The organism is Stutzerimonas kunmingensis, from assembly GCF_002929225.1.
In the GTDB taxonomy this organism is placed as follows: Bacteria; Pseudomonadota; Gammaproteobacteria; order Pseudomonadales; family Pseudomonadaceae; genus Stutzerimonas.
Map to the genome: position 1 here is coordinate 415,762 of NZ_PISM01000014.1, position 26,075 is coordinate 441,836.

Genomic DNA, 26,075 nt, shown 5'->3' on the forward strand with positions numbered 1-26,075 from the left:
CGGGCTTCGCATGCTGAATACGCTTGGCCTGTTCGTCATTACCGCGATAGCGGAGATCGTCGGCTGCTATCTGCCATACCTCTGGTTGAAACAGGGCAAGAGTATCTGGTTGCTGCTGCCAGCTGCGCTTTCCCTGGCGCTGTTCGCCTGGCTGCTGTCGCTGCATCCCACCGCCGCTGGGCGCGTGTATGCGGCGTACGGCGGCGTGTATGTCGGCGTGGCGCTGGTCTGGCTGTGGCTGGTCGATGGTGTTCGCCCGACCTTGTGGGACCTGCTTGGCTGCGCCGTTGCGATGCTGGGCATGGCGATCATCATGTTTGCGCCACGAACTTCCTGATTCACCTTTTAAAAGCGAGTCATCCATGAGCATCAAAGTTGGCATCAACGGCTTCGGCCGCATCGGACGTCTGGCACTGCGCGCGGCATGGGATTGGCCGGAGCTGGACTTCGTGCAGATCAACGATCCGGCAGGGGACGCGGCGACCCATGCGCACCTGCTGAACTTCGACTCCATTCACGGTCGCTGGCAACACGAAGCGGGATCCGATGGCGACTGTCTGGTGATCGACGGCCAGCGGGTAAAGGTCAGCGCCAACAAGGCGATCAGCGAAACCGACTGGTCGGGCTGCGATCTGGTCATCGAGGCCAGCGGCAAGATGAAGACCGTTGCCGTGCTGCAGCAATATCTGGAGCAGGGCGTCAAACGCGTCGTGGTCAGCGCGCCGGTGAAGGAGCCGGGTGCACTGAACATCGTCATGGGCGTCAACGATAGTCTGTTCGATCCGGCGCAGCATCGCATCGTCACCGCGGCATCCTGCACCACCAACTGCCTGGCGCCGGTGGTCAAGGTGATCCATGAGCAGCTCGGCATCCGCCACGGTTCGATCACCACCATCCATGACCTGACCAATACCCAGAGCATTCTCGATCAGCCGCACAAGGACCTGCGCCGCGCTCGGGCCTCGGGCATGAGCCTGATTCCCACGACTACCGGCTCGGCCACGGCGATCGCTGAAATCTTCCCGGAGCTGCGCGGCAAGCTGAACGGCCATGCCGTGCGCGTGCCGCTGGCCAATGCCTCGCTGACCGATTGCGTGTTCGAAGTGGAGCGCGCTACCGATGCCGCTGAGGTGAACCAGCTGCTCAAGGCCGCGGCAGAGGGCGAGCTGAAGGGCATCCTCGGGTATGAGGAGCGGCCGCTGGTTTCCATCGATTACCGCACCGACCCGCGCTCGTCGATCATCGATGCGCTGTCGACCATGGTGGTCAACGGCACTCAGGTGAAGATCTACGCCTGGTACGACAACGAATGGGGCTACGCCAACCGCACCGTGGAACTGGCGCGCATGGTGGGGCTGGCAGGGTGAGATGCCGCTGAGAGGCGTTCGCTGAGAGCGGTGCGGGCTATGGAAGAAGGGCAGGGAGGGTGGGCTGGAGCCCACCCTACGGCAAATCCGTGACTCGAATCCCCGACTCTTGTTTCTCGGCATGCCACGCCATCGCCAATCTAGCTGCGCAGTACACCTGCTCAATCAATCCGGAACCGACCATGCAAGCCTTTGCCAGACTGTCCCCCGAGGTGCGCCAGTACCTGATCGTCACCGGTAACTACTGGGGGTTCACGCTCACCGACGGCGCGCTGCGCATGCTGGTGGTGCTGCATTTCCATTCGTTGGGCTACACGCCACTGCAGATCGCGGCGCTGTTCCTGTTCTACGAGGTGTTCGGTGTCGTCACCAATCTGCTTGGCGGCTATCTCGGCGCTCGACTCGGCCTGAACCGGACGATGAACCTTGGCCTGGCGATGCAGGTGGTGGCGCTGCTGATGCTCACTGTGCCAGCGGTGTGGCTAACGGTGCCTTGGGTGATGGGTGCGCAGGCGTTGTCCGGTATCGCCAAGGACCTGAACAAGATGTCGGCCAAGAGCTCGATCAAGCTCCTGGTACCCGACAGCCAGCAGGGCACGCTGTACAAGTGGGTGGCCATCCTCACCGGCTCGAAGAATGCGCTCAAGGGCGTGGGATTTTTCCTCGGTGGCGCACTGCTGACGCTGCTGGGATTCGGCGGCGCGGTCCTGGCGATGGCTGCGGTGCTAGCCGTGATCTGGATCGGCAGCCTGGTGCTGTTGAAAAAGGATCTTGGCAAGGCGAAGGCCAAACCGAAGTTCAAGGACATCCTCTCCAAAAGCCAGGCAATCAACGTGCTGTCGGCAGCGCGGCTATTTCTCTTCGGGGCTCGTGATGTCTGGTTCGTCATCGCGCTACCGGTGTACCTGAGCACCGTCTTCGGCTGGAATTTCTGGATGGTCGGTGGCTTTCTGGCCTGCTGGATCATCGGCTATGGCATCGTCCAGTCGATGGCGCCGGCCATTACCGGCAAGCACAGCGGCAACGTGCCGGATGGACGTGCGGCCTTCATCTGGGCCGCGCTGCTGGCGGCGCTACCGGCGGCAATCGCTGTGGGCCTGACAACTGATGCTTCGCCGCAATGGGTGCTGATCGGCGGGCTGCTGCTATTCGTTGCGCTGTTCGCAGTGAATTCCTCGCTGCACAGCTATCTGATCGTCAGCTACGCCAAGGAAGACGGCGTTTCGCTGGACGTGGGCTTCTATTACATGTCCAACGCCATGGGGCGGTTGATCGGTACCCTGCTCTCCGGCTGGGTGTTCCAGGCCTATGGGTTACAGGCTTGCCTGTGGGTTTCGTCACTCTTCGTGCTGCTCGCCGCGATTATCTCGCTGCGCCTGCCTCGTCACACGCGATAGCTGAGTAGGAAGGTCGGGCGCGAACGCCCGACCCGTATCGCTTAGTAGCTGTACTGCAGCTGTGCCCAAAGTTTCTCGGTGTCCACCGAATAGTCGTCCGCGTCGTAGCCGGCGTACTTGACCGTTGCGACCAGCCCTTTGACCAGCGGGATGGCGCGGCTGTAACCGATGTTGATCTCTTCCCCGTACTGCTCGCTGCCACGCTCGGCGCGGAAGTCGTGGTACCAGGCCTGCAGCGTGCCGCCGAAGAGCGGCAGGGTGCCGCCGAGATAGACGTCCTGAACGCCGTCTGCCGGCGTCAGCAGGAAGGTATCGGCCCAGCCCTGAAAAACGTGCTTGGTGGCCAACGGCGTCTGGAAGGCGCGATTGCCCGGCCCCGAGTCGCCGTCCAGTACTTCCACGCCCGCTTTCAGAGTCGCGCCCTTGAGGGCATAGCCTAGCTCGGCCAGGTAGTACTCGCTGCTCAGCTCCTGAGGATTGCCGGCGTAGTCCTGCTGGCGTGCATATTCAAGCGCATAGCTGATGCCGTGGAGGGCACCGTTCAGACGCAGACCTGTGGTCTTGCTGGACAGGGTGCCGAGCGCAGCGGCGGGTGCAGTGGCGATGTTGTCCAGTCCCAGCAGATAGCTGTAGGCGGTGGCCGTCAGCGCCGGTGAGTGAGCGTAGCGGGCGTTGAACAGATGGCTGTGGCCTTCGATATTGGCCGGGTTGGTGCGATTGTCGAAACGGTTGTCGCCCGGGCCGAAGATCGTGTTGATGTTGTTGATGTAGGCGTAAGTCAGGGTCAGCTTGTCGAGCGGTTGCAGCTGGCCCAGCACGCCGTCGTAGGTTTGTTCGTTCTGCCGCCAACCGACGCCACCGACGAAGCGCTGGTTGTCCAGATTGATGCGCTGACGGCCGGCAATGGCGCTGCCGAACGCGTGGTCGTAGCGCAACAGCGCCTGGTTGATTTCGCTGCCGTCGGGGTCGGCTACCACGGAGTAATCGGTCTGGCCGTTGCGTGTGCTGTTGTAGGCCGCATCACCCAGGCGGCTTACGTTGTCTGCCTCGACCAGAGCCGACAGGCCGTACCACTTGCCGGTCTGAAAGCCGACGCGGGTGCGTAGCGTCTGGGCGTTGGCGTGCTCAAGTGTGTTGTCCTGATCGACGTGCTCGTAGCGATAGCGCACATCCAGAATCGGTTTCGCGTCGGTGAACAAGCTGCTGAAGGTTTCCTGAGCGAAAACCGCCGGACTGCATAACAGCCCAGCGCTCAGCAGGTAGGGGGTCAGATGATGGGGATGCAGGTTCTTCATGTGCCGCTCCTTGGTTGACATCGGAGCGAAAGATAGGCTGCTTACTATTTTTGCCATTGACAGCCGTCAAGGCCATAGAAAAGCTCTGGAACAGGCCTTGCGACCCGTTCGCGAGGCCTGACAGGAGTCGAGCTCAGCTGTGTACAGCGGTTCTCAGCATGCCGATATCATGTGCGGCGCGCTGAATCAGTGCGGCAGCGTTCGGCCCGGCCTTGTCATGACCGTTACGACGCCCGCGGCGCCAATGCACCATGGGCTGGAGTGCACTGATATCCGATCGGGTAACCAGTTCTTCGAGTGATCGCTTGCTCATGTTCGCGTCCTCACGTCGTGAGTTCGGTGGAGCGTCCTTGCGCCATGGGGAGTCCATGAGCAGACGATGCGCGATGATTGTTACAGCGGTTTGGCAGCACGGCGCAATCGGATGGCCGGTGCAGGGAGGAGAAGACGGCTAACGCGCCAGCATCAGACTTCGGTGATCGCGCTGACGCTGGTGATGCCAGCGTTCCAGATCATCTCGTAGTGTGCGGTCTGAACGATGGACAGTACGCGCCGCGGCGTCATGAGTGCCCAGCAGTGCCGGCCTGGGCTACGTACCGAGTGATACCGCAACCCGGGGAATCCCTCTTGCCTGGCGAGGCGACCGAACTGGCGGGACTGGAAGTAATCATCCGCGTCGTAGATCGGATCCGACATCGACACGCTCGTGGCATCCAGCAGCCCGGCCTCGTTGAATTGACATGACAACCCGCGGAAAACGAACCGCTCGAAGTTCAAGCCTACGACATTCGACCAGTAGTGCTCTTGGTGATACCGCACCTCGGCCAGTGCCGTTTCCATGCTGTCGGCCAGATACAACACGCCGTAGCTGCCATCGCTGAAACGAGAGCCGGCTGGATTCACGTGGGTGAACGGCGCCGTAGCGTAGGAGCAGCCCGGAATGCCGAATGGTATTTCTGACCGAGGAATCAGCTCGAGGCGGCCAGTCTCGTTGTGCAATCTCGGGTTTGTCAGCGCCTGCAACTGATAGAGGATTTCAAATTCCTCCGCGTCGGCTACGTCATCGAACAGATCGATGGGGGGATACTTGGAGTTCACCAGCCGGTACGACTGGCACCGGGCATCTGCCCGTATCGGCAGTCGCTGCGGCACTACCACTGCGCGCCTCGCAGGCTGTCGATACGGCGGAACGACTCGTACAGGGAAATCATGTCCCCCTGAGCCATTACCTCCAGCGGCGATCGCCCGTTGAAGAATTCGTTGTGATTGGGCATTGCCGCAAAGCCGTAAGTGTTTTCCGGGTTATCGAAGATCAGCCGCAGTGCTGCGTGGATGTTGAGAATGAAACTGACGCGCTGCATCTGGTCGGGGTCCAGGCTGACCGACCAATCTGCATTGCGGAGCTTGGCCCGTGCGTGAGTACTGCGGGAGATACGCAATATCCGACAGGCCTGTTCGGTAGACGCCTGCCATTTTTCGAGAATGTTCACCGCAGTACGAAGGCCGGCGGCGCACTGGTCTTTGGTAAACGCGGGTGCCTGAAGAGTCGCAGTCATGGCAATTGCTCGATTAATTCCATGGACTCAGCATAGCATCTTATGTGTCTTTAGACACAATTATGCACACGCTATCTTTCTGGACACTCAGTTTGAGGAAACTGAGTCTCCAAGTCACTTTTACTTGTGAGCGGCCGTCACCTGTACCGGCCCAGCCCGCTTGGCGTTTGCCCAGCAAAGCGACCGATTACCGCGACTTCTTGCCTATCGCAACTGCTCACCACTGATGGCAGAATCGAATCAAAGGATTGCCAACAGCGGTATCAAGGAGGGGGTTATGGAGTTTCAAGAGAAACTGGCCAGTCTGGCTGCGAAGATCCGTCAGCAAAAGTCGGTCATTCAGACCGAAGAAGCTACCAAGAACGCCTTTGTCATGCCCTTCATACAGAGCGTGCTCGGCTACGACGTCTTCGACCCTACAGAAGTGGTTCCCGAGTTCGTTTGTGACGTCGGAACCAAGAAAGGCGAGAAGATCGACTATGCCATCCTCAAGGATGGGCAGATCCAGATACTGATCGAAAGCAAGAAGATCGGCGAGCCACTGAATATCAACCACGCCAGCCAGCTCTTCCGCTACTTCCACGTTACGACAGCCAGAATCTCGATCCTCACCAATGGCCAGGTCTACCGCTTCTTCACTGACCTGGACGCCCCAAACAAGATGGACGAAAAGCCGTTCCTAGAATTCGACCTTCTCGACATCGATGACCACGTCGTGCCGGAGCTGCAGAAGCTGACCAAGAGCGCATTCGATGTCGACTCGATCATCAGCGCCGCGGGCGAGCTGAAGTATGTAGGGCAGATTAAGCGTGTCCTCGCCGCCCAGTTCAGCGAACCCGACGATGACTTTGTCCGGCTCGTAGCTTCCCGCGTGTATGACGGTGTCATCACTCAGAAGGTGCGCGAGCAGTTCGCCCAGCTCACTCGAAAGGCTACGGCGCAGTTTCTGGGGGATCAGATAAATGAGCGCCTGAAGTCAGCGATGACCGGTGCCGTAAGACCTGTGATCCCTGCCCAAGTATCACCTGAGACACAAGAGCCGGCCGAAAACTCTCCCGATAGCGATGCTGAGAAGACCAAGATCGAAACCACGGTTGAAGAAATCGAGGGTTTCAACATCATCAAGGCGATCGTACGGTCGGAAGTCGACGTGAAGCGCATAGCCGCCCGCGACACGCAAAGCTATTTCGGCGTACTGCTCGATGACAACAATCGTAAGCCGCTGGCCCGCCTGCACTTCAACCGTCAGCAAAAGTACCTCGGTACCTTCGACGCGGACAAGAACGAGACCCGCCATCCGATCGACGCGCTCGACGACATTTTCGAGTTCGCAGACATTTTGAAAGACACAGCCAAAAGCTACGCCTGCTGAGCGCCCGCTAGGAGGCACGCACCCGGCCTAGTGCAATTCAGGCTGGGTGCATTGGCACCCCCAATATCAACACATCCGCAAGGAAGCCTTGGTCTGTCCCGGGCTGAGTGGACACTGACTTAAGGTGGATAATGTCCGCCGCAAGGAGTGTTCATGACCCAGACCACTTGGCCAGCGAATAATTTCCAACGTCGAGGCCGCCTCGAACGAAAGCGGCGAGGGCGCCAAAATAGTGCGGGGCACCCTCGGAGTGAGCGTTCGAGATATTGAGCGTTACGGAATACTCGGAGGGCCGATTCCTACTTAAGGCAGATAATGCCTAACTGGGACAACGGAGAGCGATTCTTAGGTGGGGAAAACAGCTTTTTCAGAAAGAACCTAGGCTTGCCTTGGTAAAAGCAGATTGTGGAGCCGGACCGATGGCCTTCTCGCTTCAGATGATTCACGGCGGCGGGAGGTCGCGATCCGGGTCGCGTAGTTGCACAAGCCCAGAGCTCAAACTGCAATCAGGTGATTGACTGGTGATTGACCGTACTCTGGCTTGCAGATGGAAAAATGCACTAGGTGACGCTTAAGCCCGCGTGGTGACTGGTGCCGGAGCGGGGATCGAATATAGCTCCTCCAGGCCACTGATTACGGCGTTTCGCTCCGGTTATAGATAGACCGTACCCCTAAGCGTACCCCTAAAAACAAAAGTACCCTGCCGAACAGAGGCTATGGCCTAACGGTGAGCATCCGACGTCGGTGCGGTGCTGGTCTACGCCTCGAATTCAGGTTTTCGGCGCTTAGCGATAAAACGGAGGGTTCCTAGCGGTCGTGCTGCTGTCGGTTGCTGGTGATCTTAGAGCTCCATCTGCCGAACAATCTCAGCAGGGTCGGCGCCTCGCTGTAATGCGCGTCGGGCATCGCGGGTCATGGTGTCGATTGCTTCGCTCTCGAACCTCTCTGCCATTCGGCAAGCCTTGCGGACGATCAGCACAGCCAGTTCGCGGGGAAACTCGGTTTTCTGCTGCTTCGGTCGGCCATAGCTAATCGACATGCGTTTACTCCAGGATGAAAGATTGTTTCGGCTAGAGATCGGCGAAGGGGTTCGCACTCGGCTTTGCACGGGTCGCAATACTGACCTTTGACCGGTCGGATGGCGTCATGCCGAACTTGCCCAGCAGCACCTCCAGTCGAACAAGGCGCATTGAAGTAAATTCCAGCGGATCAGCCCGGAATTGGGCGAGAAGATTTGCCGCTATCTCCAGCGCGATTCGGTCGGAGTCTGTCAGTACTCCAGGCGGCGCAGAGACGGCTATATCGTTCCAGCATTCAAGCGCCTGCTCAGTCAAATGATCCGGCGCGGCGGATAGCGGGCCGGCGGTGTCTGGATCTACACGCTTGCGCTCGGGGTGCTTACGGAATGAACCGCGGGCGTCGAGTACGTTGGTTGGGGTTCTTGGCCTGGCCATATTCAAAACTTCCATTACGGAGAGACAGGAAAATTACTGGATGGGCGGTGTCCGCTTTCGTCTTGCCTGAACAATGAGTCCACCCCCCCGGCAGGTGCTTCCAGAGAGGTTCGCTTTTCGCAAAAATTGTGGCGGTTTATGGTTGCCGAGTTTTGGGACCGGTTACCGCAACGAAGGCCTTGAGCTCTCACATGGCCCCCTATGCCTGCTCGATGACTCCGCTTCCGTCAGGCAGCAGTACGTCAGCCAATCGCTGTGCTCGGTCGTCCGCCTCTTGCTGCGAGTCGCCTTGCAGGATGGCAAGTGTTCTGCCGCCTTGTTTCAGTCGGGTGTGATACTTCGGCGGAAGGCCAAGCATTGCTCTGTGCAATACCTGGCCGTGTTCAATGGGTCTAAGCATGGTCGTTGCGTTCTGAGATCGTGGTTAACGTCGAGTTAACAGCTTTCGTTAACCCAGAAATAATCCGCAGATGCGGGAGGTGGCGGTTTCCGCTTGAGTGGGGCTTCGAGCTTTCGATCCGCCCCCCCCCCCTTGGAATTGGTGCCTGCCACCAGCGCCGTTCGCATTCGGCTCGGAATTGCTGCGCAGGCTGTCGAGGTTCTTTAATGTCTGGTGACTCACGACTGTACCCAGTCCGGCCGTTCCCTTGCGGGCCGCGCCGGCTACGGAACCAACCCGTCAACTCACGGGGTAGGGTTCAGCTCCACGCGCAGCACAGCGCCCGGGGCGAATACAGCCAGGCCGAAACGTCCTTCAGCCAAGATCGTGGTTTGGTTGGTGACGAAGTTGTCCCGGTCTTCACGGCTCGCCATCACGGTGACCTGCTCGCGATCCAGCAGCGCAACCTGTGAGGTATCCATGACCAGTGCGGCGCCAGCAGTGATGCCCGGAGAGGTCACGACAGGCAGGCCCCAAAGGTTCTGGCCGGACGGGTCTCGAGGTGAGCCCAGCACATACTGGCCATTGCCTGTCTCGGCACGCTCTGAGGCGATGGAGAACCAGTCGCTTGGGTGCATGACGATAACGGACGGGCTCCACCCGGCAGACTGAAGCGCGGTCATTGCCTGGCCTACCCGGTCGGATGCGTGCGTTGCGGTCGGGGTGTGCTCGGTAGCCTGAAGCTCAAGTCCGAGAATGTGGCCGGTGGTGCCGTCACCCTTCATCAGCTCCGCTTCCAGCTTGGCCTGCACACCGTAGCGCAGCAGGTTGTCCAGCTGGTTCTGAAGCGCGGGCGCATCGGACAGGATCTGGTTTGACGCTCGTACCCAGTGCGCGATGGTGATGATGTTGGAGGTCTTCACCTCGAACGCCGGGGCGGACTCAGCTTTCAAGTCGCCCTCTGCAACCTGGACTGCGGCACCGTTGGCAGCGGTGGTCAGGCTCATGAACTCGAACGAGGAGCTGTTTACCGGCACAACCGGCAGCAGATCCAGCAGCGAGAGTCGCACCTGGGGATTGTTGAACAGTCCTTGAGCCCGCTGGGGTTGCACATCCACGTCAGCGCCGGTCAATGACTTGCGCAGCGTGGGCAGATCGCCGTTCTTCAGCACTACGCGGCCGGTGCTGTTAGCGCCGCCGATCAGGCTTTCAAGCTGTGCCGATTCGATGAACGAGGCGACCGGGCTGGACTTGCGGCCGAAGTAGCCTGGCTCCTCAGCGCCACCCCGGCGCGCCATCTTTTGTTCAAGGTCTTCGATGCGTGCCGTGACGCCTTTAACTTCCTTGGTTAGATCGCTTTTCATGGATTGGACGGCGGCACCGTGTTCTTCCAGGGACTTGGCTACGATTTCAAAACTCATAATGAATTACCTCTGCCCTTGAAGGGCTTGTGTGATGCTTTGGAGTTTTGCCGCGATTGCGGCTAGTTCTGCGCTGTCGTCGGGCTGCTCGTCTCGAACAAGTCCGTTCCAGCCACCCGCCATAAGCCGTTTAGCTTCGCGGGCGCTTAATCCCAATGCATCACGCACTGAGCGTTCAAAGTCGCGGGGGTTGGGGTTTACCGGGTCGAAGCTCTTCACGCTGGTGATGCGTGCGCTGGTGTTCGCCGGCAGTGCCACTAGGGAAACTTCGACCAGATCGATCTGCTTCAGCAGTCGGGCGCCGTTCTTAATCTCAGCGCCTCCGGCCGGGATCATGTAGCCGATCGACAGGGCCAGAGCGCCGTCACGCATCAGGGCATGGGCGGCTTTGGCTTGGGGTACGTCGGTGGTCAGTTTGCCGTGAGCCAGCAAACCTTCCGGGGTGTCCTCGAACTTGAGCCAGACGCCGACCGGATTTGATTGGTCGTGCTGCCAGAGCAAGGCCGGGCGGGTCTTGTTGGCTTCGTGCTGGGCAAGGGTCTTGGTGTACGCACCAGGTGCGATCAGGTCGCCGTGGGCATCAGGTTCGCCGCCGTATGGGCTGGCAATACCGGAGAAGGTGCCGGCTTCATCGCCAGCAGAAAACTTGAATTGGATCGGGGCGGCTTGGAATGCGCGCATAAGTACGTTCTCACTTGAGCAAATAGGGATCATTTGCCGCTCAGGGAACGCATCACGCGCAACTGGGACGGGGCGCAGCGCATCACGCGCTGACCTGTCCAGTTTAATGACATGTCACCAGAGCGGCAAGTGGCTAACTGATATTGGCGTCCGGCCAAATACGGTGTGCGTTCGCCAGCGCCTCGGCATGAGTTGTCGGTTCGCCGGTCATCCTGAATGGCTGATATCCCGGCGCCGTGACATCCCAATATCGGCGGCGCTCGGCTCCGTCATTCGCTGCCAGCTCGGCCAGCAATTCCAGGCGGTGTGATCGAACGTACCGGCGCACGTCTTCGGTGATGCCCGACTTCGGCGTGACGAAAACCCGGTTGCCTCGTCGCTTCGCGGTCAGGCCATGACGGTGTAGAAAATCAATTGCGGCAGCCATCAGATTTCCTCCCCGTCTTCGTCTTCCGACTGTAGGGGTGAAAAATCCTCTACACTTCTACAAGCCCCGCCAGTCGTGGGTTTCAGGCCGTTTTCTTTCTCTACACCGACATTGCTTGTAGAGGTTTGAAAATCGCTGTAACCCGCGCCAGCCGTGGGCTGTAGAGGTGTAGAGGTTTTCAGGGGGGTGTCAGCCGAAAGGTAACGATCCCAAGCCTCTACAAAGTCGCTCCGGTCATATCCCATCTTCCCGGTTTCGGTACCAATACGGACTTGGTGCGACTTTATGCCGAACTCCTCGATCTTCGTTTTCAGCTGGCGGGGAGTGATTGGCTTGCCGCGATTCCACGTTGCCCAGGGGGCTTCGTCGTTCGCGTTGAGTGCGTCAAGCAGATGCGAGCTGAACATCTTGCTGGCGCGTTTTTCGTCGAATACCGCCTTGATATCCGCCAGCAGCTCGGCACCGATGCTTGGCGTTTCCTCTTCGATACCGTGCAAGGCGATGGCGGACTGCCTGGCGATGCGCGGCCAATCCCCGCCAGCAACATCAGCGATTGCCAATAGCGGCTCCCAGCAGTCGTTGGCGCGGTCGTTCAATCCCTCGATGATCGCTGGCCGTGCTGCTCCAATAGTGATGGCGTTGTCATCAGCGAAACGGGCGACTCGGCTGCGCAAGCGATCCCACATTGCCGGATCGGAATGGCGCAGACGTTCTACGCTCTCGCCTGGCTTCTTCCGGCGCAGTCGCAGCGGAATGCTGCGGTCTGCCAGGGTGTCAGCGATCTTGCCGATACCGCAGAGCGCCTTCGCCCCCCATACGTTAAATTTGGTCGGCATGTGGTCATCACCAACACAGCGAACAACGAATGCGCTGTCGCGAGTAAACCCGGCATTTAGAATGCCGCGTGCCTCCTCGTTATCACGCATGAAGGCATCTGCTTCATCGATATGCAAAGTCGGTGACCATAGTTCGATTGAGCGAAACAGCGCGGCGTTAGCGATGCCCGAAACCTGCATTGGCCGATAGGTCAGCTTGCTCAATACCGAAAGCATGATGGTCTTACCGCAGCGTTTTTCCGGTGCCGTGATGTTGGCGATTGGCGCGACTTGTACCGCGTCGATTAACCAGGTGAACGTCGCCCATAGCGCGGCGGCGCGGATCGTCTCCCGGTCTGCGATGACGTGGCGTCCGATGGCCTCCACCAGCTCGTCGAGTAGGTCAGCCCCGTTTACCTTTTCCGGCCACGGCTCCACCTCGTCGAAGATCCCGTCATTGGCCGATGCCTTGCCTTCAACCGCTGGCGCGGTGATCCGGTCGAAGTCGGCCATGCTCAGCACGTTGGCTTTTTTGACTTGGTGACGGAGCCGCGCCCATGCGGCCGGGTCGGTGTCGCGGGTACGCTTCAGTTCGTCGAGGATCGCCGGCACATACAGCGCACCAGGATCGACGGACAGCTGGTCGATGGCCTCTTGGAGCGGGCTTTTAGGCTCCAGGACGAAAACCTTTTCAGATCCCATGCGAAGCCCTCCAGCACAGCAAGTCGTTGAAGTCGCTTAGCTCCAGCGGGGCGTCGGTCGGCCATACAGGGAAAGCCACCTCCGCACCGATGGCGAGCGCGGCGGCTGTCGCTGCGGTGCGCCCCGGATTGCCCGCGGTCATGCGGTCGTCGTCGCCGGCGATGATGATCTGCTGCGAATCGCCGTACTTGGCGCGCAGGGCTTGCGCCACTGGCTTGAGGTTGCCCGCATTCATGGCGCAGGCCACGGCGGCGCCGGTTTCAGCGTGGATCGTTGCGCCCGTTGCCCAGCCTTCGACGATGTACAGCGGCTGGCCAGAGTCGATGCAACCCAGCGCGGCATAGGCACCACGAACTTGACCACCAAACAGGAAACGCTTCGCTCCGTCCGACTCAATGCGCTGAATATTCACCAGACGGCTATCAGCGAACAACGGCACCAATAGCACGTCGCCAGACTGGCGCAGGCTGTGCGGCTTGGCTCGCTTTCGTATCAGATATGGGTGATCGGCGTCGGCACGGCTTGCTTCGCGCCAAAGGCGAGCGGCACGTTCAGCAGCGCTCTGCTGGCGTTGCTGCTGCTCTGATTCGCGCTGCTCTCTCGCCTTCTCGATGCGCTGTGCGATCAACTGCGCTTCCATCGGGTCGGCCGGCTTGCGGCTGCTCCAGGTTTGCGAGCCGTTAGCCTTCCAACTGCCGAACGCACCAGATGCGATGCCGTCCAGATACAAGACGTACCATCCGTTTTGCGAACCTGGCTTGTCCTCCGGTACGCGGAAACGATGGATTGCGCCGTCTGGCACAGGGAGCCAATCCAATTGCCCGAATGTGGTCTGTAGCGCGTCACGGAAGGCCAGTTCAGCTTTTTCAGGCAAGCCGATCCCGTTCAGCGCATGGGCGCCGTTTTGAATAGTCATGGTTTAGCCCTCTGCGGTCGGGTTCGGTGCGGTGGCCTTGCGGCGCTCCAGCTCGTACTCGGCGCCGTTCGCAACGTCCACGAGCCTGCCGGATAGCGTGCCCAGCGAGTTGATAAGCCAGCCGATATTGCGGGCGGCGTCGTTGGATAGCTCGCCAGCGTCGGCAGTGTTCGCCAGTAGCTCGCCAATGGCGGAAATGCCGTGGGCCACCGTCAGCGCCTCGCATTCAGCGGTGCGCTCGATGGCGTCCAGATCATCAGTGGACAGACGGCCCATGCGCAAAGGATCGGGTAGCAGGTGACTCCAGCAGACGGAGCTCATTGGGCACCCCCTGCAACTTCCAGAGCGCGGGCACGTGTCATCGCTTCGTTGTAGCGGCGCAGGCGAACGGATAGGGACGAATCAGCGCGCAGAGCGGCGAAGGCGCGGGCCTTCCACGCGGCGGCGTGGGATTTGGACGGATTGAGGGTAAGGGTGGTGCGCATGGGTGTAGCTCCTTTTGCTGAGGAACTACCGGCATCACTTGGCGATGATGGGCGGTAGCACTGTACGGGCCGCCAAGATCGGGGCAAAAGGAACCCGATAGGGCCGAAACCCTCCCGCACAGCGCCACCATAAAACGCAGGCGAAAAAAAACTCCGCGCTGGTAGGTGGGAGCTTGTGCTCCTTTTGCTCTCCGGGCTTGGCGTCCCGGTCGCTGAATTTGCAGCGACGGGCAAACGATACATGCGGACGCATACGGGGGCAAGCGTAATCATTGCAGACCCTCCGGCGCGGCATGAATCGGAAGACGTGAAGCATCAATCGCAGTGATTAACGTGGCGCGGCTCAGTCCTTTGGCTTGCAGGACCGTCGATAAGCTCAAAAACGAAGACAGCGCCACTACTTCGCTCGGCGTGCCGCTGGCGCGGGCATAGCCGACGATCAGCGGGAGAAGCTGTTCGAGGATAAACTGCTCATGATCTTCGACGTGGTGCTGGCTATAATCGGCTGGCATGTTTTGCAGGCCGCTATCCTTCGCCGGGGCGGCCTTTTTCATGCTGCGTCCCTCGATTCGATCTTGGCCCGGAGCCAATTCTCAACCTCAGCGACCACATAGAATGCGGCAGCCTGGCGGGAGTCGCCATCTTTGATCGGCTTAGGAAAAGTCGGATCTTTCTTGCTGAGCTTGTCCAGCCCGGAGCGGGACAGGTCGAGCCAGATGCAGAGCGCGGGCTTACGAATCAGGGCTTTGCTTGGAGCGGCAAGTGGGTGCATTTGAACGCCTCCGTATGGGTACGGAAGCTAAGTTATGCGGGAAGACCTTAGGCTAAAATACCGCGTGCTAGCACAGGCCAATCACTGCTTTATATGGTCAGCCAGCCACCGGCGGATTGTTCTTTCGGTATATGGAACCACTCGCTGAATCTCTCTCGCGGCTTCCGATACGTTTCCTTTGAACTTGTCTCGATGCAGTGTGAAATAGTCGATAGCCTGGTCCTTCGCCGATCGGTTTTCTTGGTGTATGCGATCCGACCCGGCGGCACGTCGCATGTATTCCGCTTGCTTATGCTGCAAACCGAACCATGTAGCGATCAGCTTGTTAGTGTTTTCACAAAGCACACCGAGCCTAAATCCAGCTGTCATCGCAGCTTCCGCGTCGGAGCCTTCGATAAGCCACAAACATTCTCGCGCCTGGCTAGCTACGGCATGTGCGATGCCGTGAATATTGGCTGGTAGATTGTCCTCCGAGTTGTACGGGCGGTTTGCCAGCTCTTCCGCTTGAGCGAGTACCGCTTCTAGTCCCTTTCTGCCTTCCAGCATCTCGAAGTAGAAGGTCTTGAGCGTGATGCTGTTCCTTCCAGCCGTCATGCCCGCAGCTCCACCACGTTGCTGGCACTTTTGCCCCGATGCGCAAACTCGTATGGCGTGACGTGCCGTTGCCGGTTGGCGTCGAGGTAGTCAGCCCACCAGGTCATCATCAGCCGGCGTTCTTCCAGGTGCTCGGCCTTGTGGATATAAGCAGCGCGGACTCCGTTGCGCTCTTGGTGGCTCATCTGCCGTTCAACCGCGTCGCGGCTCCACAAGCCCGATTCCACTAATGCAGAACACGCCATCGTGCGGAAACCGTGCCCGCAAACGTCCACCTTCGTGTCATAGCCCATACGGCGCAGCGACTTGTTAACGGTGTTTTCTGAAAGCGGCTTCCAGTGGTGGTGGTCGCCAGCAAATACCAGATCGAAGCGGCCAGTAAGCGGCTTGATTGCGTCCAGGGTGGCCAGCGCCTGGCGACTCAGCGGGACCATGTGCGGCGTGCCCATCTTGGCGCCACGGTGCGAGTGCTTCACGCCTTCGATGGGCTTGCGCTCGCCTGGGATGATCCACATGGATCGGCCGAAGTCGAACTCATCCCAGCGGGCAAATCGGAGTTCACTTGAGCGGATGAATACCAGCAGAGTGAGCTGGACGGCAAGACGGGTCAGAGGCCGGCCGGTGTCCGCCTCGATGCGCACCAGCAGCTCGGACAGCCGTTCGAGGGGTAATGCCGGCCTGTGCCTTGTCTTCGGCGTGGCGGTGCCTCCCAGCAGATCAAGCGCCGGGTTGTAGTCGATCATGTTGCGCTGGACGCCAGTTCGCATGATGCCCACCACACGTTGGCGCAACCGGCCGGCAAGATCCAGAGCGCCGCGCTTCTCCACCAGTTTCAGCGCAGCCAGCAGGTCGCTTGTTTTCAGGTCGGCAATAGGTCGGTGCCCCAGCAACGGAAATAGATCCGCTTCGGACTCATTCATCACTCGGGTAGCGTGACCCTTAGACCACTTGCCGGCCATGCTGGCGTGCCACTCTAGGGCGACAGCCTTGAAGGTATTGCAGGACGACTGCGCCGCCTCGATGACTTTCCGGTGTTCGTGCTCGATGGGGTCTACGCCCTTCGCCAGCAGCTCCAGCGCCTCGGCTCGCTTACCCCTGGCTGCCTTCAACCCGGTCGCCGGATAGCCGCCGAAAGTTGCAAGCCCTTCCCTGCCATTGGGGCGCTTGAACTTGAACCGCCATACCTTGCTCCCGTTCGCCTTCACCAGCAGGAACAGACCGCTGCCGTCGAACAGCTTGTAGTCCTTGTCGCGGGGGCGTGCGGCATCGCACTTGGAGTCTGTGAGGGGCGTTACTGTGCGCGCCATAGGGGTACGCTCCTAAATCGAACCGGCATACCCCTAAACGTACCCCTAAAGAACGGGCATGTACAGACGCATGTGGATTCATACGGGCACAAAAAAACCGGCTCAGGGGCCGGTTTTACTGGGCTTCAGGTTCATATGGGAACATCTGAAATCATGTCCATGGTGCCCGGAGCGGGGGTCGAACCCGCATACCCTTTCGGATGAGAGATTTTAAGTCTCTTGCGTATACCAATTTCGCCATCCGGGCGGAGGCTGCGTAGCAGTGCGCCGATGGGGAATCGGCGGCGCAGGACTATAGCGAGCCTCCGGACACCACGCAACCCGAACGGCGCCGTTGCGTGGCCTCAGTCGCTGGAAACTGGCGAAAGCTGCCACCAGCTCGGCAGCAGGCGGCGTATCTGCGACCGGCCGAAACGGTCGTCGATCAGGTGCACGACGCCTTCATCGCTCTGTGTGCGAATAACCCGTCCCGCAGCCTGCACGACTTTCTGCAGCCCGGGGTAGAGGTAGGTGTAGTCGTAACCCAGGCCGCGGCCGAATAGCTGCTCAAGGCGTGCCTTGAACTGCTCGTTGACCGGATTGACCTGTGGCAGGCCGAGGGTGGCGATAAAAGCGCCAATCAAGCGGTTGCCTGGCAGGTCGATGCCTTCGGCGAATGCGCCGCCGAGCACCGCAAAACCGACGCCCTTGCTGTGTTCGGTGAATCGGTCGAGAAATGCACTGCGGGCCGCTTCCTGCATGCCGCGAGTCTGCTCCCAGAAGGGCACGTCCGGATACTGCTCGCGCAGCAGGGAGGTCACCTGTTGCAGGTAATCAAAGCTGCTGAAGAACGCCAGGTAGTTGCCGGCGCGCTCGCGATATTGCTGGGCGATGAGCTCGACCACGGCACCTAGCGAGGCCTGGCGGTGCTGATAGCGGGTCGAGACATGCTCGGCCAGGCATACCCGCAGCTGATCGGCCTGGAATGGCGATTCGACCTCGATCCAGGCGCTACCCGTGGGCAGGCCCAACATATCGGCATGGAACCGGCGCGGGTTCAGCGTGGCCGAGAACAGCACCGTCGAACGAGCCTGTTCTAACCGTGGCGCGAGGAAGGGCGCCGGAACCACATTGCGCAGGCACAGCATCGAACGCTTGGTCTTGCTGCGGCCAGTTGCGGGTAACAGGCTGATATCGAACAACGAATGCTCGCCGAACAGCTCGGCGATCCGGCAGAAATGCATGGCATCGAAATAGGCCCGTTGCAGCTCTGCATCCAGCCCGCCGGGCTGTTCGCCAAGGTAATCGGTGACGGCGCTGACGGCCTGCTGCAGCGCGCCGAGCAGCTTGAGCGGCAGCTCGGGTTGCACCTGATAATTCGCCAGCTGCTCGCGATGCAGGTCGTTCCAGCAGCGCTGTACCCGACCCAGCGGGCGTTTCAAGGGCGCCGGCGCCTTGCCGCCGAGACCGGCAAAGACCCGCTGATCGAGCTCGGCGCTGTACATGCCGCGCGCGCGTTCGAGCAGGTTGTGCGCTTCGTCCACCAGCACGCTGATACGCCAGTCATTGTTGAGCGTCAGGCCGTAGAGCAGGGCGCTGATGTCGAAATAGTAGTTGTAGTCGCCGACCACTGCGTCCGCCCAGCGCGCCAGCTCCTGGCTGAGGTAATAGGGGCAGACCTGATGGGCGAGGGCGACCTCGCGCAGGGCCGCTTGGTCGAGCATGCTTTGCTGCAGTGCCGCTGCTCGGGCTGCAGGCAAACGATCATAGAAGCCCTTCGCCAACAGGCAGGATTCGCCGTGACAGGCCTTGTCCGGGTGCTCGCAGGCCTTGTCACGTGCGATCAACTCGAGCACACGCAATTCACCCGCGCCGTTGCGCTGTAGCGTTTGCAGTGCATCCAGCGCCAGGCGGCGGCCGGAGGTCTTGGCAGCGAGAAAGAACAGCTTGTCGAGCTGCTGGCCGGGAAACGCCTTGAGTTGCGGAAACAGCGTGCTCAGGGTCTTGCCGATACCGGTCGGCGCTTGCGCCATGAGCGTGGTGCCGGTACAGGCTGCCTTGTACACCGCCTCGGCGAGTTGCCGCTGGCCGGTGCGGAAATCGGCATGAGGAAAGCCCAGCGCGGTGAGCGCCTGATTGCGTGCGTCGCGATGGGCCAGTTCCTGTTCGGCCCAGTCGAGAAACACCTGACACTGGGTTTCAAAAAAAAGGCGCAGGCTCTGTGCTCCGTGGCGTTCGACGAAGAGGGTTTCCTTATGGCTGGCGATGTCGAAATAGACCAGTGCCAGCTCGATCTCTTCGAGCTGGCGTGTCTGACACAATAGCCAGCCGTAGATCCTCGCCTGTGCCCAGTGCAACTGCCGATGGTTGCCCGGCTGGCGTTCCAGATCACCACGAAAGGTCTTGATTTCCTCCAGGCGGTTCCGCGCCGGGTCGTAGCCATCGGCACGGCCGCGCACCAAGAGCTTTCCGTATTGGCCCTCAAGCGCAACTTCACGTTCGTAGCCCTCGCCGCGCCTGGCGCTGACCTGGGCGTGGCCGGCGATGCCTTCCAGCGCGGTGGGTGAGGGTGTGAAGCGCAGGTCCAGATCGCCGACCTTGGCGGTGAATTCGCAGAGCGCGCGCACCGCGACCCGATAGCTCACGCCATGACCTCAGCCCATTGCACATGGCAGACCGCGATAGGCAGACCGTGCTGATGGGCGTAATCGATCCAGCGCTTCTGGTTGTCCTGCAGGCGATCGCCTGGGCCTTTCACCTCGATCATCCGGTAGCGGCGTTCTTCGGGCCACAGCTGGATGAGGTCCGGCAGGCCAGTACGATTGCCGCAAACATCGGCGAGGATGCGCTGAAACATCAGCTTCAGATGCGCGGCGGGAATGCACGCTAGGGCATGGGTCAACAGCTTCTCGTCGAGCAGCCCCCAGGCAACGAACGCGTTATGAATGCCGAGCTTTGCCTGGAAGGTGCGCCAGATGCAGTCGCGGTAGTCGTCACTGTCGAGACAGGCCAAGCAGGCGGCAAACAGGTCGGCGCGCCGTTGATGAAAATCCGCACGATTCAGATCGGCCGGGGCCCAGTGGAAAGGGTGGAAGAACGCACCGGGCAAGGGTGCGAAGATCGCGTCCCAGCAAAGCAGGCCGAACAATGAGCCGACCAGGGCATTCTCGACGTAGTAGACCGGCGCGTCTGGTGTCGACAGGTGCTCGCGCACCGCATGCTCGACGCTACAGCCGGCCCGGAACAGCACCAGGTCGAGCTGCTCCGGGTTGCGGTTGAGTGAGCGCAGCGTAGGAATGCCAAGGCTGCGCTGCAGGCGCGGCTTGATTCGCTGCAGTTGCTGCAGTTCGTGCTCACTCTGCGGCGCAGCCTGCGCCTGATTCAGCAGCTCCAACGCTGCTGCAGGCTGGCCACAGCGTTCGAGCACACGAATCGCTCGCTCGCGGGCACCGGGATAGCTATTGGAGGCATGCAGACGCAGGGCTTCTGCCAGGTCACCGATGCGCTCGAACTGCTGGCCGATACGCAGCAGCAGCTTGCCGCGGCGGCTTTCCAGCCAGGCGTTGGCATAGGGCTCATCGGGCACGCCGGCCAGCACGTCGCTCAATGGCTCGCCGGTATCGAAACGCTCGCGGCAGCGATGCAGATGCAGATAGGCATCCAGCTCGGTGCGGCAGTTGAAGGCGCGGGAGCTGGGCGAGAAGACGACCTGCTCGTAACGGTAGATGCCGAGGTCGGCCAGAACGAACTCGGACCAGTCCTGATGGATGTTGCCGAAGAACAGCAAACGCAGGCGCTCACAGAGCTCGTCGATGCATAACGCAAATACCGCGTCTTCGATCTGGCCGCACCACGCCTGAAACGGCTTGGCCATCTGGTGGTCGGCGCGCAGCTTATCCAGCAGCTCGGCCTTGCGCAGGCTGGCTGATGCAGACGACCCGAACACCTGCAGCAGCTCGCCTTTGGTCAGCAAAGCGAACAGCTGCTCGAGCGTCAGGGCCGAAGACGCATCGACCCACCCCTGATCGATCAATGGCCCCACCGCGCGACGTGAGCAGCCAATCTCCAGATAACGCAGCTTGCTTGCTCGAAACAGCATGCCCTTGCGCATCACCATGCGCACCAGCAGCGCCTGGGAAGGCTGCGGCAACAGGGCGAAACGCTCGATAAATGCCAGCTCGGTTTCATCCAGCAGATCACTGTGGTGACGGCTCACCCAGGCCAGAACCTGTCGGAAGTTTTCGAGGTAGTAGAAGGGATTTTCCAGGGCCTGACGCATTGCACATCCGCTGCAGCTGGGGCGCGCGCGGCCCGCTCAAAGACTGGCTATTTATACAGTTTGAGCGGCGTTTGGCAATTGCCCGGTGATCAGCGGAAGTCTCACCAGCTACAGCAGGCGGCTAGGCGCCGCCTGCTGTGACGTCGTTGGCGAGGTCAGACCGTGCGCGAAAAACGACCGCGCTGCTCGCCGCCGAGATAGGCGTCGAAGGCCATGGCGACGTTGCGCATCATCAGCTGCCCTTGCGGCAAGAGGACCAGCGCATCGTCGTGCAGCTCGACCAGGCCATCGGCCACCGGTTCGGCGAGCTTTGCCAGCGAATCGGCGAAGTATTCCCGAAAATCGATGCTGTGCTTCTGTTCGATCTGGCGGTAGTCGACGCGGCTATGGCACATCAGCGACACGATGACATCACGGCGCAGGCAGTCATCGTCGCTCAGCTTGTAGCCGCGCTGCACCGGCAGCATGCCCTCGTTGAGGCGCGCGTAATACTGCGATAGCTCCTTGACGTTCTGGCTGTAGCTGTCGGCGACCTTGCCTATGGAGGAAATGCCCAGCCCGATCAGGTCGCAATCGGCGTGGGTCGAATAACCCTGGAAGTTGCGTTGCAGCGTGCCATTGGCGCGGGCAAGGGCCAGTTCGTCTTCCGGCAGGGAGAAGTGATCCATGCCGATATAGATGTAGCCGGCGGCGGTAAGGCGCTGGATGGTCAGTTCCAGCAGCTCGAGCTTGCGCTCCGGCGGTGGCATGTCCTCTGGGCGGATCAGCTTCTGTGCGCGTACCAGCTCCGGCAGGTGGGCATAGCTGTAAGCGGCGATGCGGTCCGGACGAATGTCGATGATCTTGTCCAGCGTGGTGTCGAAGCTGGCCACCGTCTGCAGCGGCAGGCCGTAGATCAGGTCGACGCTGATGGACTTGAACTGTGCGTCGCGGGCGGCCTGGACCAGCTCGCGAGTCTGCTCCTCGGTCTGTATGCGATTGACGGCGATCTGCACCTGCTCGTCGAAATCCTGCACGCCGAAGCTCAGGCGGTTGAAGCCCAACTTGCGCAGGCCGTGGATCTGCTCGGGCGTGACGGTGCGCGGGTCCACCTCCAGCGAGAACTCGTGGTTGTCGCTGTCATCCATGTTGAATGCCTGATGCAGGCACGCCATCAGGTCGGCCAGCTGCTCGCTGGTGAAATAGGTGGGTGTGCCACCGCCAAGGTGCAGCTGAGTGAGCTTGCGCGAACGATCGAACAGTTCGCCCTGCATGGCGATCTCGCGCTTGAGGTATTCGAGGTACTCGACGGCGCGCTCGGTCTTGTGGGTGATGATCTTGTTGCAGGCGCAGTAATAGCAAAGGCTCTTGCAGAACGGAATGTGGATGTATACCGACAGCGGCTTGGGCGTTTGTGCCTGATTGCTGCGTGCAGCGGCGGCACGGTAATCATCCTGGGCGAAGGCCTGGTGAAACTGGGGGGCCGTGGGGTAGGAGGTGTAGCGCGGACCTGGACGGTCGTATTTCTCGACCAGGGCGCGGTCGAAGCTCGGCAGTTGGTCCATGTTCGTTTTACCTAAGGTTGAATTCGGAGTCGGGCGCGGAACGCGGCGTCACCCTCGGGTGTGTCCGGCTCAGGCAGGTCATGGGCGCGGATTATGGACGATTCGGTCCGGCGCGCCGACTGTCTCAGATCAAGAATAGCGCCCCGGCGGCACTCCGAACCGCACCGTTGGGCGATTCGAAATGCGTACCGGGCGCGGCCGGGAAGGCCGCGCCGCAGTGGTCAGAGCTTGAACTGGCCGACCAGACGGTTCAGCTCGGTTGCCAGACGCACCAGCTCGTCGCTGATCTGCGAGGTCTGGGATGCGTCAGCCGAAGTGGTGTCCGCAATACGGCTGATGGTCGTGATGTTGCGATTGATCTCTTCGGCAACCGCACTCTGCTGTTCGGCAGCCGTTGCGATCTGGGTGTTCATCTCGTTGATGGTGCCGACTTCGTCGGCGATCACGGCGAGACTCTGGGCAGCCTTCTCGACGCATTGCGAACCCGACCGGGCACGCAGTTGTGCTTCGCTCATGGCCTGCACCGCATTGCGAACGCCGCTTTGCAGCTGTTCGATCATGGCCTGGATTTCTTCGGTGGATTTCTGCGTGCGCGAAGCCAGGGTACGTACCTCATCGGCCACCACGGCAAAGCCGCGGCCCTGTTCGCCGGCGCGTGCCGCTTCGATGGCTGCGTTCAGCGCCAGCAGGTTGGTCTGCTCGGCGATGCCGTTGATCACGCCGAGCACCATGTCGATGCTGGCGCTGTCGCTCTCGACCCGCTGGATGACCTGGGCGGCTTTCTCGATCTCGGCGATCAGCACTTCGATACCGTCCAGTGCCTCGGTGGCGACCTTCACGCCGGCTTTTGATTCGTTGTCGGCGCCGGTCGATGCCGTGGCGGTCTGGCTGGCATTGCGTGCCACTTCCTGCACGGTCGCGCTCATCTCGTTCATCGCCGAGGCGACCATGTCGGTCTCGCTGCGCTGCTCGTTGACGGCAGCCAGGGTCTTCTCTGCAACATGGGATACCCGCTCGGAGACATCACTGAGCTGATGGGTAACGCCCGCGACGGCCTCCAGGCTATGGCGGAACTTGCCGATCATGCGGTTGAAGGCATCGCCCATCGCGCCGATTTCGTCCTTCGCACCCACCTCGACGCTAAGGCTGAGGTCTTCGTCCTCGGCCATGGTATTCATGGTGTGGCGCATGGCAGTGATGCGGCGGATGATGACGTGGCGCACGGTCAGGCACATGACCACCACGCCGATGAACAGCAGCAGCAACTGAATCCCGCCGCTGATCATGATGTTGCGGTCGACTTCCTGGTCCAGCGCCTTGAGGTCATAGCTGATGCGCACAGCGCCCATTACCGTGTTCTCGCCAACCTGGTGGCAGGTCAGGCAGTTGGTACCGCGGTAGTCCGCGTGGGCCAGGATGGGATTGATGACGGTCAGCACACGGCCACCGTTCTGCTTGTTGACCTCGATGATCGCCTCGCCGCTCAGCGCGCGGCGATCCAGCGCGTCGGCCGGGGCTTGGTGGTCATAGCCAGGGCCGAACACCTTGGTGACTTCTTCCCCGCGGATGATGCGCGCATCGATAACGCCTGGGCGCGCGAGGATCTTGTTCCGCAGCACCTCTCGCTGAGCCATGGTGCCGGTCAGCATCATGGTGTTGATGCTATCGAAATAGGAGTCGGCGGCATCCTTGGTCTGCTGCTCCACAACCTGGAGCACGAGCCGCTTCTCCGTACTGGCAGAGAAGAACAACGAGGCAGACATGATCGCCACCAGGACCAGCACCAGGGCCAGGTTGATCTTTGTCTGCACGGACATTTGTCGGGAGGCGGAGCTGTTGTTCATGGTTTTCCTTAGTACTACTGCCACGCGGGGTCAGCTGCCATTGCAGCACTGCTGCGCTGCCGATACTTGCGGCGCAGCATTGAGCAGGCAGTCACCTGCTGATATCGGCGTGCTGTGCGTATTCTTGAAACCAACCGCAGGTGATAGCCATGCGCCATTATTGGGCGGCGCTATGGTATTGCTTTTCGGCACGAGAGAAGTGCTTCGGGCGACCGACAACAGTGCAATTGCACATTTCCCTGATTCAGGTCATGGGTCGACCGGCTCTCTTTCGGTGCAAGGTGCGACAAAGGTGTAATGATCGTTGGCTATGGGTATTCGTGGTTGCGCGTCTGCTTATTCGGCCTCACTGGCACGGTGAAAAAACACCGACAGATGGCTTTACAGAGCGCCCCGACCGCCATTAGCGTGGCGACCCGCCGGAGCAGCGAAACCAGTGCCTCCGAGAGGCAGGCACATAATCTGCATCGAGCGTGAATGTCGCTGCGAACCCCGCTGCAAAACGATGGTCGTAGGCTCTACGCCGGCATGGCCGGGCAACACCGCAAGGCAGCTGCTGTTCTCGATGGCAGTGCATCGACTGGAACCTTTATTTCAAGGACTCACATGATCAAGAAATGCCTTTTTCCCGCTGCCGGATATGGCACCCGTTTTCTTCCTGCAACCAAAGCCATGCCCAAGGAAATGCTGCCGGTGGTGAACAAGCCCCTGATTCAGTACGGGGTTGAAGAGGCGCTGGCGGCGGGGCTGAACCAGATCGCGATCGTCACCGGGCGTGGCAAGCGCTCGCTGGAAGACCATTTCGACATCAGCTACGAGTTGGAGCACCAGATCCGCAACACCGACAAGGAAAAGTACCTGGTCGGTATTCGCCGCCTGATCGACGAATGCAGCTTCTCCTACACCCGCCAGGTGGAGATGAAGGGCTTGGGGCATGCGATTCTCAGCGGCCGCCCGCTGATCGGCGATGAGCCGTTCGCCGTGGTCCTGGCTGACGACCTTTGCATCAACCTCAATGGCGATCCGGTCCTGGCGCAGATGGTCAAGCTCTACAACCAGTTCCGCTGCTCGATCGTTGCCATTCAGGAAGTGCCGCCGGAAGAGACCAGCAAATACGGTGTGATCGCCGGCGAGATGATCCGCGACGACATCTACCGCGTCAGCCACATGGTCGAGAAGCCCAAGCCGGAAGATGCGCCGTCCAACATGGCGATCATCGGTCGCTACATCCTGACTCCGGACATCTTCGATCTGATCGAGCAGACCGAGCCGGGCAAGGGCGGTGAGATTCAGATCACCGACGCGCTGATGCGCCAGGCTCAGGATGGTTGCGTGCTGGCGTACAAGTTCAAGGGCCAGCGCTTCGACTGCGGTAGCGCCGAGGGCTACATCGCGGCGACCAACTTCTGCTACGAGCACTTCTACCTGACCGGCAAGGCGTTCTGAAGCAATTGGGCCACCTAAGGGTGGCCCAGTCACTTCCGGGCCT

Annotated in this window: 26 protein-coding genes and 1 tRNA gene; 5 read left to right on the forward strand and 22 right to left on the reverse strand. The window is 60.5% G+C overall.

What is annotated here, in order from left to right; translation table 11 throughout:
* The first annotated feature begins 10 nt into the window (after positions 1 to 10).
* The 3 genes from CW305_RS08575 to arsJ all read left to right on the forward strand — a co-directional run bounded on the left by CW305_RS08575 (position 11) and on the right by arsJ (position 2,764).
* Entirely contained in the window at positions 11 to 337 is a 327-nt protein-coding gene (locus tag CW305_RS08575) for a YnfA family protein (protein ID WP_104097640.1), read from the forward strand.
* A 25-nt stretch (positions 338 to 362) separates the two neighbouring features.
* Complete coding sequence (locus tag CW305_RS08580) at positions 363 to 1,367, forward strand: ArsJ-associated glyceraldehyde-3-phosphate dehydrogenase (RefSeq protein ID WP_023446604.1); 1,005 nt, start codon at positions 363 to 365, stop codon at positions 1,365 to 1,367.
* Positions 1,368 to 1,549: 182 nt separating this feature from the next.
* The gene (arsJ, locus tag CW305_RS08585) at positions 1,550 to 2,764 is read left to right on the forward strand and encodes an organoarsenical effux MFS transporter ArsJ (RefSeq protein ID WP_104097641.1); all 1,215 of its coding nucleotides are present in this window, start codon (positions 1,550 to 1,552) and stop codon (positions 2,762 to 2,764) included.
* Between the two features lie 41 nt (positions 2,765 to 2,805).
* On the opposite strand, the gene CW305_RS08590 is transcribed toward arsJ, so the two are convergent.
* The 4 genes from CW305_RS08590 to CW305_RS08605 form a co-directional block, all read right to left on the reverse strand.
* Entirely contained in the window at positions 2,806 to 4,059 is a 1,254-nt protein-coding gene (locus tag CW305_RS08590; protein WP_014820246.1) for an alginate export family protein, read from the reverse strand.
* Between the two features lie 133 nt (positions 4,060 to 4,192).
* Complete coding sequence (locus CW305_RS08595; protein WP_014820245.1) at positions 4,193 to 4,372, reverse strand: hypothetical protein; 180 nt, start codon at positions 4,370 to 4,372, stop codon at positions 4,193 to 4,195.
* 152 nt (positions 4,373 to 4,524) lie between these two features.
* Positions 4,525 to 5,211, reverse strand: a complete 687-nt coding sequence (locus CW305_RS08600; protein ID WP_014820244.1) for an RES family NAD+ phosphorylase — start codon at positions 5,209 to 5,211, stop codon at positions 4,525 to 4,527.
* A complete protein-coding gene (locus tag CW305_RS08605) occupies positions 5,211 to 5,615 on the reverse strand; it encodes a hypothetical protein (RefSeq protein ID WP_014820243.1) in 405 nt (134 codons plus the stop codon). The genes CW305_RS08600 and CW305_RS08605 overlap by 1 nt, the downstream gene beginning before the upstream one ends.
* A gap of 277 nt (positions 5,616 to 5,892) precedes the next feature.
* Between CW305_RS08605 and CW305_RS08610 the strand changes: the two genes are divergently transcribed.
* Positions 5,893 to 6,987: a type I restriction endonuclease gene (locus CW305_RS08610; protein WP_014820242.1), complete on the forward strand. Its 1,095-nt coding sequence runs from the start codon at positions 5,893 to 5,895 to the stop codon at positions 6,985 to 6,987.
* A gap of 841 nt (positions 6,988 to 7,828) precedes the next feature.
* Here CW305_RS08610 and CW305_RS08615 read toward each other — a convergent pair.
* The 18 genes from CW305_RS08615 to CW305_RS08700 all read right to left on the reverse strand — a co-directional run bounded on the left by CW305_RS08615 (position 7,829) and on the right by CW305_RS08700 (position 24,586).
* A complete protein-coding gene (locus tag CW305_RS08615) occupies positions 7,829 to 8,026 on the reverse strand; it encodes a hypothetical protein (RefSeq protein WP_104097642.1) in 198 nt (65 codons plus the stop codon).
* A gap of 31 nt (positions 8,027 to 8,057) precedes the next feature.
* Positions 8,058 to 8,456, reverse strand: coding sequence for a hypothetical protein (locus CW305_RS08620; RefSeq protein ID WP_181063869.1), 399 nt, complete (start codon positions 8,454 to 8,456; stop codon positions 8,058 to 8,060).
* A 669-nt stretch (positions 8,457 to 9,125) separates the two neighbouring features.
* Positions 9,126 to 10,241, reverse strand: coding sequence for a phage major capsid protein (locus tag CW305_RS08630; protein ID WP_104097643.1), 1,116 nt, complete (start codon positions 10,239 to 10,241; stop codon positions 9,126 to 9,128).
* A gap of 6 nt (positions 10,242 to 10,247) precedes the next feature.
* Positions 10,248 to 10,922, reverse strand: coding sequence for an HK97 family phage prohead protease (locus CW305_RS08635; RefSeq protein WP_104097644.1), 675 nt, complete (start codon positions 10,920 to 10,922; stop codon positions 10,248 to 10,250).
* A 133-nt stretch (positions 10,923 to 11,055) separates the two neighbouring features.
* Positions 11,056 to 11,349 carry a hypothetical protein gene (locus tag CW305_RS08640; protein WP_104097645.1) on the reverse strand — a complete coding sequence of 98 codons (294 nt, stop codon included), beginning with the start codon at positions 11,347 to 11,349 and terminating at the stop codon, positions 11,056 to 11,058.
* Positions 11,349 to 12,866, reverse strand: coding sequence for a DUF3631 domain-containing protein (locus CW305_RS08645; protein ID WP_104097646.1), 1,518 nt, complete (start codon positions 12,864 to 12,866; stop codon positions 11,349 to 11,351). The genes CW305_RS08640 and CW305_RS08645 overlap by 1 nt, the downstream gene beginning before the upstream one ends.
* Positions 12,856 to 13,782 (reverse strand): toprim domain-containing protein, encoded by a 927-nt coding sequence (locus CW305_RS08650; protein WP_104097647.1) that lies wholly within the window; start codon positions 13,780 to 13,782, stop codon positions 12,856 to 12,858. Before CW305_RS08650 ends, CW305_RS08645 begins: the two co-directional genes overlap by 11 nt.
* Before the next feature lie 3 nt (positions 13,783 to 13,785).
* Positions 13,786 to 14,103, reverse strand: coding sequence for a hypothetical protein (locus tag CW305_RS08655; protein WP_104097648.1), 318 nt, complete (start codon positions 14,101 to 14,103; stop codon positions 13,786 to 13,788).
* Entirely contained in the window at positions 14,100 to 14,267 is a 168-nt protein-coding gene (locus CW305_RS23390; protein ID WP_181063870.1) for a hypothetical protein, read from the reverse strand. Before CW305_RS23390 ends, CW305_RS08655 begins: the two co-directional genes overlap by 4 nt.
* 269 nt (positions 14,268 to 14,536) lie before the next feature.
* The gene (locus CW305_RS08660) at positions 14,537 to 14,821 is read right to left on the reverse strand and encodes a hypothetical protein (protein WP_181063871.1); all 285 of its coding nucleotides are present in this window, start codon (positions 14,819 to 14,821) and stop codon (positions 14,537 to 14,539) included.
* On the reverse strand, positions 14,818 to 15,039 hold the full coding sequence (locus CW305_RS08665) for a helix-turn-helix transcriptional regulator (protein WP_104097649.1): 222 nt from the start codon (positions 15,037 to 15,039) through the stop codon (positions 14,818 to 14,820). Before CW305_RS08665 ends, CW305_RS08660 begins: the two co-directional genes overlap by 4 nt.
* Positions 15,040 to 15,120: 81 nt before the next feature.
* Positions 15,121 to 15,633, reverse strand: coding sequence for a hypothetical protein (locus CW305_RS08670; protein ID WP_104097650.1), 513 nt, complete (start codon positions 15,631 to 15,633; stop codon positions 15,121 to 15,123).
* Entirely contained in the window at positions 15,630 to 16,940 is a 1,311-nt protein-coding gene (locus CW305_RS08675; protein WP_104097651.1) for a tyrosine-type recombinase/integrase, read from the reverse strand. Before CW305_RS08675 ends, CW305_RS08670 begins: the two co-directional genes overlap by 4 nt.
* Positions 16,941 to 17,100: 160 nt before the next feature.
* A tRNA-Leu gene (locus tag CW305_RS08680) sits at positions 17,101 to 17,187 on the reverse strand.
* A 97-nt stretch (positions 17,188 to 17,284) separates the two neighbouring features.
* Positions 17,285 to 19,564: an ATP-dependent DNA helicase gene (locus tag CW305_RS08685; RefSeq protein WP_104097652.1), complete on the reverse strand. Its 2,280-nt coding sequence runs from the start codon at positions 19,562 to 19,564 to the stop codon at positions 17,285 to 17,287.
* On the reverse strand, positions 19,561 to 21,198 hold the full coding sequence (locus tag CW305_RS08690; RefSeq protein WP_104097653.1) for a VRR-NUC domain-containing protein: 1,638 nt from the start codon (positions 21,196 to 21,198) through the stop codon (positions 19,561 to 19,563). Before CW305_RS08690 ends, CW305_RS08685 begins: the two co-directional genes overlap by 4 nt.
* 155 nt (positions 21,199 to 21,353) lie before the next feature.
* Complete coding sequence (gene hemN / locus CW305_RS08695; protein WP_104097654.1) at positions 21,354 to 22,742, reverse strand: oxygen-independent coproporphyrinogen III oxidase; 1,389 nt, start codon at positions 22,740 to 22,742, stop codon at positions 21,354 to 21,356.
* Between the two features lie 221 nt (positions 22,743 to 22,963).
* Entirely contained in the window at positions 22,964 to 24,586 is a 1,623-nt protein-coding gene (locus tag CW305_RS08700) for a methyl-accepting chemotaxis protein (RefSeq protein WP_014820238.1), read from the reverse strand.
* Between the two features lie 606 nt (positions 24,587 to 25,192).
* Here CW305_RS08700 and galU point away from each other — a divergent pair.
* Positions 25,193 to 26,032 (forward strand): UTP--glucose-1-phosphate uridylyltransferase GalU, encoded by an 840-nt coding sequence (gene galU, locus CW305_RS08705; RefSeq protein WP_014820237.1) that lies wholly within the window; start codon positions 25,193 to 25,195, stop codon positions 26,030 to 26,032.
* The last annotated feature ends 43 nt before the right edge of the window (positions 26,033 to 26,075 follow it).